Source organism: Natronospira elongata, assembly GCF_034931365.1.
Taxonomy (GTDB): domain Bacteria; phylum Pseudomonadota; class Gammaproteobacteria; order Natronospirales; family Natronospiraceae; genus Natronospira; species Natronospira elongata.
Genome location: NZ_JAYGII010000055.1, coordinates 1 through 11,392, shown reverse-complemented (window position 1 = coordinate 11,392; position 11,392 = coordinate 1). Strand labels below are relative to the sequence as shown.

Genomic DNA, 11,392 nt, shown 5'->3' with positions numbered 1-11,392 from the left:
CTGAGCAAGGCCACCGGGAAAGGAACCTACCTTGGGTGGCGGTCACCTGGGCCGTGCTAGTGGAGGGGTTGGTTCAGTCTTATGCCTTGGTGCTAGCCGGAGGCTTTTGATCGCGAGTAAATTCGCTCCTACGGTGCCATTAGCGTATGCCGAAGCCGCCGTAGGAGCGGATTTATCCGCGATTTCCCCGGCCAAACCGAAGGCAATCGGCCCATCAAATTGAATACGCCATCAGCAAGCACGGCCCAGGTGACCCCCACCCAAGGTAGGCCTGTCGCCACCTAGGCCTGAACGCCCCTCGTCACCGTCATCGAAGGGACCTAAACAGCCCGAAGCCAACTTGCGTCCGGATAAACGCTGTGTTTTTATGCAGTACTCATAAGCCGGGTACTGTCCCATGCCCTACGCCGAACTCCATTGCCTGAGCAATTTCAGCTTCCTGCGCGGGGCCTCCCATCCCGATGAGCTGGTGGCCCGGGCCGCCGGGCTGGGCTATCGCGCCCTGGCCATCACCGACGAGTGCTCGGTGGCCGGCGTCGTCCAGGCGCACCTGGCCGCCATCCGCCATGGCCTGCCCCTGGTGCATGGCAGCGAATTCAAGCTCGAGGACGGCCTGCGCTTCGTCGCCCTGGTCAGCGATCGGGCCGCCTGGGCCCGGCTTTGTGCCCTGATTACCACCGGTCGTCGGGCGGCGGAAAAGGGCGGCTACAAGCTGAGTCGGGCCGATGTGGCCGACAATGGCCTAGCCGGTTGTCTCATCCTCTGGCTGCCGGGGAAGACAGCCGACGAGCAGGCGCTGCAGTGGCTACAGGGGCACTTTGCCGGCCGGCTCTGGATCGCTGTGGAACTGCTGGCCGAGGGCGATGACGACCGGCGGCGGGAAGCCCTCATGGCCCTGGGAGAACGCCAGGGTATTCCCTGTGTGGCCACCGGTGACGTGCACATGCATGCGCGGGGTCGTCGGGCCCTGCAGGATACCCTGACCGCCCTGCGCCATCGTGTGCCCCTGAGCGAGGCCGGCCTGCGCCTGTTTCCCAATGGCGAGCGTCATCTGCGGCCACTTGCCGCCCTCGAAAGCCTTTACCCCCGGCAGTTGCGGGAAGAAAGCCTGCGCATCGCCCGGCGCTGTACTTTCAGTCTCGCCGAGCTGCGCTACGAGTATCCGGCTGAGCTGGTCCCGCCCGGCGAGACCCCGATCAGCCACCTGCGCCGCCTGACTCTGGAGGGCATGCGCCGGCGCTGGCCGGACGGGGTGGCTTTTCGCATTCGGCGCCAGATTGTCCGCGAACTGGCCCTGATCCGGGAAATGGCCTACGAACCCTTTTTCCTCACCGTGCACGATGTGGTCGCCTTCGCCCGCGGTCGCGGCATTCTTTGCCAGGGGCGGGGCTCGGCGGCCAATTCCGTGGTCTGCTTCTGTCTTGGCATCACCGAGGTCGATCCCGCCCGCATGAATGTGTTGTTCGAGCGTTTCATCTCCAAAGAGCGGGGCGAGCCGCCGGATATCGATGTGGATTTCGAGCACGAGCGGCGGGAGGAGGTGATCCAGTATATCTACCAGAAATACGGCCGGGCCCGGGCCGCGCTGGCCGCCACCGTGATCCGCTATCGGCCCCGCTCGGCCGTTCGCGATGCGGGCCGCGCCCTGGGGCTGGACTCGGCGCGCCTGGACCGACTTGCCGGTGCCTTCCAGTGGTGGGACGGCCAGCGGGATCAGCGGGCACGGCTGCTGGAAGCCGGTGAGGATCCGGACAACCCCGTCATTCATCGCCTGATGGTGTTGGCCAACAGCCTGCTGGGTTTTCCCCGCCACCTGTCCCAGCATGTGGGCGGCTTTGTCATCTCCGAGGGCCCGCTGCATGAACTGGTGCCGGTGGAGAATGCCACCATGGCTGACCGCACCGTGATCCAGTGGGACAAGGACGACCTGGAGGCCCTCGGCCTGCTCAAGGTGGATGTCCTCGCCCTGGGCATGCTCACCGCCATTCGCCGCTGCTTTGATCTGGTGGCGGACTGGCGGGGCAAGCGCTGGAGCCTGGCCGGCATCCCCGCCGAGGATCCGGCCGTCTACGATATGCTCTGCCGGGCCGATACCGTGGGCGTGTTCCAGATCGAGTCCCGCGCCCAGATGGCCATGCTCCCCCGGCTCAGACCCCGGACCTTCTATGATCTGGTGATCGAGGTGGCCATTGTCCGCCCCGGTCCCATCCAGGGCGATATGGTCCATCCCTACCTGGCCCGTCGGGCCGGGCGGGAGGTGGTGGACTATCCCAGCGAGGAAGTGCGTGGGGTACTCGAGCGTACCCTGGGGGTGCCCATCTTCCAGGAGCAGGTCATGCAGCTGGCCATTGTCGCCGCCGGCTTCACTCCCGGCGAGGCCGATCAGCTGCGCCGCGCCATGGCCGCCTGGAAGAAGCGCGGCGGGCTGGGCCATTTCGAGGACCGTCTGATCGCCGGCATGCGCGAGCGGGGTTACAGCGAAGACTATGCCCACCGGGTCTTTCGCCAGATTCAGGGCTTCGGTGAGTACGGTTTCCCCGAGTCCCACTCCGCCAGTTTTGCCTTGCTGGTCTATGTCTCGGCCTGGCTCAAATGCCATGAGCCGGCCGCCTTCACCGCCGCACTGCTCAACAGCCAGCCCATGGGTTTCTATGCCCCCGCCCAGTTGGTCCGGGACGCCCGTGAGCACGGGGTGGAGGTGCGCGCGGTGGATATTCTGCATAGCCAGTGGGAATGCACCCTGGAAGTCGGCCACCAAGGCGAGCCAGCCATCCGCCTGGGCTTCAACCAGGTCAAGGGCCTGGCCCGGGAGGCGGCCGAGCGGGTGGTGGCCGTGGTACAGCAGGGCGGGTGCGGTCTCTCGCGCCTGGACCAGTTCCTGCAGCGGGCCGGCCTGGACCGGCGCGCGGTGGATGCCCTGGCCGATGCCGGGGCCCTGGCAAGCCTTGCCGGGCATCGTCACCGCGCCCGCTGGCAGGCGGCGGGGGTGGAGGCGCCCACGCCCCTGTTCGGCGAGGCCGCCATGGCCGAGGCCGAGCCCATGCTGCGTCCGCCCCGGGAGGGGGAGGACATCGCCGCCGATTACGGCCGCCTGGGCCTGAGCCTGGGCCGCCATCCCCTGGCCCTGTTGCGGGAGCGACTCGCCAAAGCCGATATCCTGCCTGCCGAGGCCCTGTGGCGGCAGGCCCCGGAGAGTCCGGTGGTCACCGCCGGCCTGGTCATCAACCGCCAGCGTCCCGGCAGTGCGGCGGGCGTGACCTTCATGACCCTGGAAGACGAAACCGGGGTGATCAATTTGATCTGCTGGCGCAAGCTGGCCGAGCGTTATCGCCAGGTCGTGCTCCAGTCCCGCCTGCTGGTGGTGGTGGGCACGGTACAGCGGGAAGAGGGCGTTCAGCATGTGATTGCCCATCACCTGGAAGACTGGAGCCATTTGCTCGGCCGGCTCGTGACCCGTTCCCGGGATTTTCGCTGACCCCCCAAATGAGGGATTGATAGCCGACTTGCCAGGCCTGAAGCTCAATCCCTCCCCTAAGCAAGATATATTTCGCCAGAAGCTGGAGAGCCACATGATTGAGAAGCTTGCGAAAGTAATGCTGGTGCTGGCGGGCATCAGCCTGATGTCGGCCTGCGGGCACCTTGAGGACCGTCTTGACGAAGCCCGCGATGATGCCGTGGACCGGGCCGGGCAGGAGAGCCGCCAAGCGGCGGCGGAGCGGGCCGAGCGAGAGGTTCGCGACACGATGGAGCGTCCGGAACGCGAGGCAGAGCGGGCCCGATCGGAAGCCGAACACGAGGCGGGTGCGCCGCAGCGGGAGCTGGATGCCCGTGAGCGTGCCGCGCGGCAGGAGCTGGATGACGCCGAATACCAGGCCCGTGCCCCTGAACGGGAGCTGGCCGCCATTGAGCGGGATGCCCGCCATGCCGTCGGCACCCCGGAACGGGAAATGGCTGCTGCCGAGCGCAAGGCCGAGCGGGCCCTGATGCACCCCCAGGACCGCATCGATGCCGTGGAATCCGAGCTCGAAGTGCGTCAGCGGGAGCTGGAGCGGGCAGCCAATGCCCCCGAAGACGAGCGTCGCCAGATTGAGGCCGAGATTGATGCCCTGGAACGGGAGCGCCAGGAAGCGGAAACGGAACTGGAGCGCCAGACCGGGCAGGACAGCTAAGGTGGCGTTTGGTGGCGTAGCAGAGAGAGCTGCTGCGCCACCACCATCCAGCCCCAAAGAAGCCGCCGGCTCATGCTAGAATCCCCACGATCCAAAGGGGAGTCCTGACGTGGGTATCGATCCCGTTATCCTGTTCTTTATCCTGGGTGTCGTGGCCGGCGCGGTGAAAGCCGACCTGCATCTTCCCAAAGCCGTCTATGAGCTGCTCACTGTTCTGCTCTTGCTGTCCATTGGCCTCAAGGGTGGCGTGGAGCTGGCGGACAGTGATCTGCTCCGCATCCTGCCCAGCCTGGGCGTGATCGCCCTCAAGGGTGTCGTTCTCGGCCTGATTGCCTTCGGCCTGTTACGCCTTTCCCGCAAGCTCCCTCGTGCCGATGCGGCCTCCATCGCCGCGCATTACGGTTCGGTCAGTGTGGGTACCTTCGCCGTGGCCATGGCCTATCTGGAGCACCAGGGCATTCCCTTTGAGGGCCATGCCGCCGCCTGGGTGGTGGTATTGGAAATTCCGGCCATTCTTCTGGGTGTGCTTCTGGTCCGGGGCCTGCGTCCCAGTATAGGCTGGGCCGGTCTGAGCCGGGAGGTCTTTCTCGGCAAGGGGGTGGTCCTGCTGCTGGGTGGCTTGCTGATCGGCCTGCTCGCCGGGCCGGTCGCCGTGGAGCCACTTGAGCCCCTATTCTTCGACGCCTTCCGGGGTGTGCTGGCGCTCTTCCTGCTGGAGATGGGCCTGGTGGCCGCCAGCCGGGCCGGGGGCCTGCGTGAACACGGCCTCTTCATTGCCTTTTTCGGTATTGCCTTTCCCTTGATCGGGGCGGTGGTGGGGGGTCTTGTGGCCTGGATGCTGGGTCTGAGTCTGGGCGGGGCGGTCCTGCTGGTTTCTCTCAGTGCCAGTGCCTCCTATATCGCGGCCCCGGCGGCCATGCGCCTGTCGGTCCCGGAGGCCAACCCCAGCCTCTCGCTGACCGCATCTCTGGCGCTGACTTTCCCTTTCAATGTGGTGATTGGCGTTCCTCTCTATCACCATACACTCGCTGCCATTTACCCCGTGACAGGAGGTTGATATGCACCGCAAGCTTTTGACGGTCATTACCGAGGAGGCATTGGAGCGCCCCCTGATCAAGATCATCAATGAAGCCGGTGCTCGGGGTTACACCGTTACCGAGGCCTGGGGTTCAGGGCGACGGGGTGCCAGGGCCGCAGGCATTGAGCAGGGCGCCAATATCCGCGTGGAAGTAATCTGCGAGGAAGACATGGCCTGGCAAATCGCCGAGATTCTGCACCAGCGTTATTTCAAGGATTTTGCCATGGTGCTTTATCTCTCGGATGTGCAGGTCATTCGCGGCGAGAAGTTCTAGCGTCTCTCTTCTTCGATTGGCGTGTTCCTTTTCGACATCGAATTGTTGTTGGCTTCTCTAGAGGTAGGTCCTTTCGATGTCGGTGACGGGGAGCGTTTCGGTCCAGGTCCTGGTGGCCTTGCTCAAGGACGTCGTGGACCCATCCCTGGGGACTCTGCACGCGACATCCTGTCGCTCACAGCCTTGAGCAAGGCCACCAGGACCTGGACCTACTCTAGGGGGTGGTCACCTTGGCTGTGCTTGGTGAAAGTGTATTTTGATATTCGAGCAGATTGTCTTCGATTCGACCCGGAGAACCGCGGATAAATCCGCTCCTACGGCGACTTCGGCGTAAGCTATTGGCACCGTAGGAGCGAATTTATTCGCGATCAAAAGCCTCCGGATGGCACCAAAACATAAGACCGAACTTCAGTACTCGAAGCCCAGGTCCATATTGCGCTGACGATAGAGCCGCTGCATTCTATATTCTTCGCTTGAGTGAAATCGAATTCCAAAAAAGGGGTGGGAGTCATGGAATCTAGATCTGGAAGTCGCTTGGGTATAGGGATTTGGGGTGCGCTTTTTCTGCTGGTGGTGACCCCGCCATTGAGCGCCGCGGATATCGAGGGGGATTATCTCTGTCTTTCCTGTCTGGATGAGGCGTCGGCCAAGTTATTGGCCATTGCCAATATGGAGCCCGACCTCACTGCGCATCGAGAAGAATATTGTGAACCAGCCGGGGATGAGGGCGAAGTCGAGCTAAAGCCCGAGTCGCTGCCATCCGAATGCCGCGGCCTTGTTAAACATGCTACGTATGTAAATCCCGAAACCAGGGAGGTTTATGCCTTTGAGGTGGAATGGGGCGGGGTTTCCATGGATTCGATTACGGCAATTCCGCGTAGCCTGCCTGAGAGTGAATATTCCAGACATCAGAACAATATGGAGGCCCTTGAGCAGCATCGGAATATGTTAGTGGAGGTAGGTGAGTCCGTCTCTGAGTCCATTGCTACGGGGCAATTGGGTACCTCCCGCACGGCTGCTAGATCGGATGCTTGGTCAAGCGATGAGACGCCGAGTTCCTGTGACTCAAACAGTGATACGATCCTTGCCTTTCTGGCTGACCCGGAGCGACTGCAACAATTTCGGGAGGAGTTGGGCCGTCAGTTTCTGGACGCCTATCAATCAGCCGAACAGGGGGAAAGGGGGCGTGTCAGTTTTCAGGGCCATGGCTGGCGTTCTGGTGTGATTCTGGACAGGCTGGCTGGCGAATATAAGATGGAATTGACGGGCGTTCGGAATGCGCCACATCTCAGCGTAGAGTTCGATTTGGTCGAGGGTCATGAGGGTGTGGAGTTGCCTGCTCGGCCTGATCGGTTGGTCGTGGAGTATGCTCTCAGTACCGATGAGGATGGCAAGAGAATGGTAGAGTTCTCAATTCTGCCTCGATTCAGTCGAGTTCAGGGCTATGACTCTTACCTGAATGATGATGGTATCGGCTTTGATCGCATGAGTAGCTGTGAACGCTACCAAGTGGCGAGGATGTTGCTGAATCACGAGGTGTTCGTCGGTGATGACAAGATTGACGCTGCCGATCTGTATTTGGGTAGCGAGGAGAAGGGAAGCGGTGAAGGCTGTTATACCAGGCGGTCCGCAATCGTTAAAGCGGGTGGTGAAATGATTGCACGTCAGCGTATTCGATTGGTTACCGAGTGCCGGGATTGATCAGAGCTTCCTTGGGGTTTGGCGCCGATTGGTTTTGAGCGCGCTGGCGAAATCGCGAATGAATTCGCTCCTACGGAGCTTATAGCTTATGCCGGAGCCGCCGTAGGCGCGGATTCATCCGCGATTCCTCCGGAAGACGGCGTCACGGCTTGAAGATATACGCCTTAAGACGCGCCAATGTCCTTGTGGAATTTTTCGATCAGCGGCAGGACCTTGTCCGGGGCCTCGAAGTGGGGGGCGTGGCCCAGACGGCCGATGCGGATGCGTTCGTGTTCCGGCAGGGCCCTTTTGAAGGCCGGGTCGAGCTGGTGGCCGGCGATGGGGTCATCCGGGCCGGCGGCCAGTTGCAGGGGGCGCTCGGTGGCGCGGATGGCCTTGGTCCAGCGCTTGCCGTAGCGCATCAGCTCCTTGAGATAGCGGGCATGGGAGGCCCAGGTCCAGCGGCCCCCGTCGCGGCTGTAGAGGCGCCAGAGCTGGGAGACCTCCTTCGGCGTGGGCCTGCTATAGGGTCCGGACAGCTGATTGAGATATTCCCAGAACAGCTTGCGGTTGCCGGCCAGCGCCACGAGATAGCCAAACTGCGTCGCCAGCCAGCGTTCCGGCCGGGGCTGGCGGGCGAGTTCAGGGAAGAGTGGCGGGTTGAGCAGAAACAGGCTGGCGGGATCAATGCGCGGATCCCGGCCCTCGCTCAGGCGGCCATCCGCCCGGGCCATCAACTCCAGGGCGATGCTCGCGCCCATGCCCTGTCCGAGCAGGTGGAAGCGGGGGGCGTCCATCGCCGCCATGAGGGATTCGATGCGGTCGGTATGGGCCACCACCGAGTAGCGTTCGTCGCTCGGCTTGTCCGAATAACCGTGGCCCAGCAGGTCCGGGATGACCACGCGAAAGCCTCGCGCCAGGTCCGGCGCCAGTTTGTGCCAGCTCCAGGAAGCGCCGGCGACACCATGCAGGCAGAGCAGCACGGGGCCCTGACCCGATTCATGAACATGAATCCGGTGGCCGTTGATCTCGTAGACGGTGCTTTCCTCGTACCAACGTGCGGGTTTGACCATGGCGACAGGGCCCCGGGTTGCCGGAAAATCTCAGGGATAGAGGCGTTCCGTGCGCCATTGTTCCCCGTCCCGGAAGTAGCAGATACGGTCATGGAGGCGAAACTCGCCGTCATCCCAGAACTCGATCTCCTCCGGAACCACCCGGTAGCCGCCCCAGTGGGGCGGGCGCGGGATGGGATCGGAACCGAATTCCCGGTCCAGCTCTTCCACCCGCTTTTGCAGGGTTTCCCGGCTGTCCAGGGGGCGGCTCTGCTGGGAGGCCCAGGCGCCCAGCTGGCTGCCCCGCGGGCGGTTGGCGAAATAGGCGTCCGACTCCCGCTCGGGAAGTTTCTGCGCCTTGCCACCGACCCGTACCTGGCGCCGCAGCTTGTCCCACCAGAAGAGCAGGGCCACATGCGGATTGTCGTGGATATCACGGCCCTTGCGCGAGGTGTAGTTGCTGAAAAACACGAATCCGCGGGAATCCCAGTGCTTGAGCAGCACGATGCGACTGGAGGGGCGGCCCTGTGCATCGGCCGTGGCCAGGCTCATGCCCGTGGGCTCCAGCATGCCGGACTTGTCCTGGGCGTCGGCCCACCAGTGGCGAAAGAGTTCGAGGGGATCGCCGGGAAGCTTGGATTCAATGATTCCGGTCTGGCTCATCAACGGCTCCTGGTTTCTTGATTGTGGCCGGGCATCATGGATTCAAACCCAAAATTCTACCTTGATTGGCGTCAGGTTTGGGTGGCATTGCCGGATTGAAGCCGCTGCTTGCGGCTGCCGTTCCCGCCGGGCAGGGCCATGGCAAGCAGGGCGGAGAGGAGGATGAAGGCGGTGGCGGCTACCAGGCAGGCGATCAGACCCTGCTGCTGATAGACCAGCCCCGAGAGGACGGTGCCCACCAGGCGGCCGGCGGCGTTGGCCATGTAATAGAAGCCCACGTCCAGGGACACCCCGTCGGCACGGGCATGTTCCAGGATCAGCCAGGAGTGAAGCGAGGAGTTAAGGGCGAAGAGAAAGCCGAAGATCCCCAGGCCGATGATCAGGGTCTCGGCGGGGGACAGCCCCTGGGCGAGGCCCAAGGCGATCAGGGCCGGGGAGGCCGCGAGCAGAATGGCCCAAAGCACCGCCGCCCGCTTGCCCCGCCTGGCACTGTCGTCGCCGGCAAGGCGCAGGAACCGGGGGGCCAGGGATTGGACGATGCCGTAGCCGATGACCCACAGGGCCATGAAACTGCCGATCTGGACATGGCTCCAGCCCAGCACGCCGTGGAGAAAAACCGGCAGGGCCACCACGAACCAGATGTCACGGGCGCCGAAGAGGAAAAAGCGTGCGGCGGAGAGGAAATTCACCGCCGGGCTCTTGGACAGCAGGCGGCTGAATGGCGTGGCCATTTTCGCCTGGCCCAGGCCGCGGCGCAGGAGCAACAGGCTGAGCAGCAGGAAGATCCCGATCCAGGCCGCCATGGCCAGCATCCCGGCGCGGAAGCCGATCCAGGCCAGCAGGGCGCTGCCGATGAAAAAGCCCACACCCTTCAAGGCATTCTTGGAGCCTGTCAGGGCCGCCACCCACTTGAACAGCCGCCCGCTCTGGCCTTCCGGGACCAGCAGCTTGACACTGCTCTTGGCGCTCATCTTGTTGAGGTCCTTGGCAATGCCCGACAGGGCCTGGGCCAGCATCACGTAAACCACACCCAGCCAGGCCTCGGGCACGGTGAGCATCAGCAGGGCGACGATCTGCAGGAGCATGCCGGCGAACAGGGTGCGATGCAGACCGAAGCGGGCACCGATCCAGCCCCCCAGCAGGTTGGTGATGACCCCGAACAGTTCGTATAGCACGAACAGCATGGCCACTTCGAAGGCGGAGAAGCCAAGCTGATAAAAGTACAGCAGCACCATCATGCGCAGGGCGCCGTCGGTAAGGGTGAATGACCAATAGGCCATGGTCACCACCATGTACTGGCGAACGCCTTCCGGGAGCTGTTTGAGTTGATCCATCATCGGGCGTGGGCGATTCGCCGGGCCAGATCGAGCATGCGGCAGACATAGCCGGTTTCATTGTCGTACCAGGCCACCACCTTCAATTGGGTGTCATCCACCACCATGGTGGAAGCCGCGTCGACAATGGTCGACCGGCGGTCGCCGCGGTAATCACTGGAGACCAGCGGGCGTTCCTCGTAGCCGAGAATCCCGTTCAGGGGCCCTTGGGCGGCGGCCCGAAAGGCCTCATTGACCCGGTTTTCATCCACCGGGCTTTCCAGTTCGAAGACCGCATCGGTCAGAGAACTGTTGAGAATCGGTACCCGTACAGCCATGCCGTTGAGTCGGCCTTCCAATGCCGGGAAGATAGTGGTGATGGCCTTGGCCGAACCGGTGGTGGTAGGGATCAGGTTCTCCCCGGTGGCGCGGGCCCGGCGAAAATCCTTGTGGGCCGAGTCGATCACCTGCTGGGTATTGGTGGCATCGTGGATGGTGGTAATCACACCGTGGCGGATGCCGAACTGTTCCTGGACCACCTTGACCACCGGGGCGAGGCAGTTGGTGGTACAGGAGGCGGCCGAGACCACCGGGTCTCGCGCCGGGTCGAAGTCTCCATCATTGACGCCCACCACGATATTGGGTGGGCCGCCCTTGACCGGCGCGGAGACCACCACATGGCCCACCGCTTGCGACCAGGGGGCGAGGCTATCGTGTTCCCGGTACTGGCCGGAGCATTCCAGGGCAATGTCTGCCTGCGCACCGGCGGTGAGTTTGTTCAGGTCGGTCTCGGCGGTGAAGCGGATTCGATGCCGGTCAATGATCAGTTCGTCTCCATCGACTTCGACATCCCGGTCCCAGCGGCCGTGGATGGAGTCGAAGGCCAGCAGATGGGCGGCCATGGGGGCATCCATCGCCGGGTCATTGATGGCGGCAAAGTCCAGGTCCGGGTCGTCGAATCCGTGCCGCAGGCACAGGCGACCCATGCGGCCGAAGCCGTTGATGATGACTGAGCTCATTCTGCCTTCTCTTTTTCGTGATTTCCCGGTCCGCACTCACCCCGCAAGCCCCCCAGCAGGCTATCCGGGCAGGCGGCCGGATTGCCATTGCAGCAGTCTTCGAAGAGATAGGCCATGAGGGCGTTCATGGTCTCCAGCCGGGCC

At 63.3% G+C, this 11,392-nt stretch carries 9 protein-coding genes; 5 read left to right on the top strand and 4 right to left on the bottom strand.

The features are described 5' to 3' along the window. Positions 1-397 precede the first annotated feature (397 nt). From VCB98_RS13160 to VCB98_RS13140, 5 genes are all read left to right on the top strand, one after another. A complete protein-coding gene (locus VCB98_RS13160) occupies positions 398-3,475 on the top strand; it encodes an error-prone DNA polymerase (RefSeq protein ID WP_346053294.1) in 3,078 nt (1,025 codons plus the stop codon). A gap of 94 nt (positions 3,476-3,569) precedes the next feature. After that, on the top strand, positions 3,570-4,169 hold the full coding sequence (locus VCB98_RS13155) for a hypothetical protein (protein WP_346053292.1): 600 nt from the start codon (positions 3,570-3,572) through the stop codon (positions 4,167-4,169). Between the two features lie 109 nt (positions 4,170-4,278). After that, complete coding sequence (locus tag VCB98_RS13150) at positions 4,279-5,226, top strand: sodium-dependent bicarbonate transport family permease (protein WP_346053290.1); 948 nt, start codon at positions 4,279-4,281, stop codon at positions 5,224-5,226. A 1-nt stretch (position 5,227) separates the two neighbouring features. Then, the gene (locus tag VCB98_RS13145) at positions 5,228-5,521 is read left to right on the top strand and encodes a DUF3240 family protein (RefSeq protein ID WP_346053288.1); all 294 of its coding nucleotides are present in this window, start codon (positions 5,228-5,230) and stop codon (positions 5,519-5,521) included. A gap of 510 nt (positions 5,522-6,031) precedes the next feature. Continuing rightward, positions 6,032-7,222, top strand: coding sequence for a hypothetical protein (locus tag VCB98_RS13140; protein WP_346053286.1), 1,191 nt, complete (start codon positions 6,032-6,034; stop codon positions 7,220-7,222). A 164-nt stretch (positions 7,223-7,386) separates the two neighbouring features. Here VCB98_RS13140 and VCB98_RS13135 read toward each other — a convergent pair whose 3' ends face one another. From VCB98_RS13135 to VCB98_RS13120, 4 genes are all read right to left on the bottom strand, one after another. After that, on the bottom strand, positions 7,387-8,274 hold the full coding sequence (locus VCB98_RS13135; RefSeq protein ID WP_346053284.1) for an alpha/beta fold hydrolase: 888 nt from the start codon (positions 8,272-8,274) through the stop codon (positions 7,387-7,389). 30 nt (positions 8,275-8,304) lie between these two features. After that, positions 8,305-8,916 carry a pyridoxamine 5'-phosphate oxidase gene (gene pdxH / locus VCB98_RS13130; RefSeq protein WP_346053283.1) on the bottom strand — a complete coding sequence of 204 codons (612 nt, stop codon included), beginning with the start codon at positions 8,914-8,916 and terminating at the stop codon, positions 8,305-8,307. Between the two features lie 71 nt (positions 8,917-8,987). Further along, on the bottom strand, positions 8,988-10,250 hold the full coding sequence (gene arsJ / locus VCB98_RS13125; protein ID WP_406672751.1) for an organoarsenical effux MFS transporter ArsJ: 1,263 nt from the start codon (positions 10,248-10,250) through the stop codon (positions 8,988-8,990). Further along, positions 10,250-11,248, bottom strand: coding sequence for an ArsJ-associated glyceraldehyde-3-phosphate dehydrogenase (locus VCB98_RS13120; RefSeq protein ID WP_346053280.1), 999 nt, complete (start codon positions 11,246-11,248; stop codon positions 10,250-10,252). Before VCB98_RS13120 ends, arsJ begins: the two co-directional genes overlap by 1 nt. Positions 11,249-11,392: the final 144 nt, after the last annotated feature.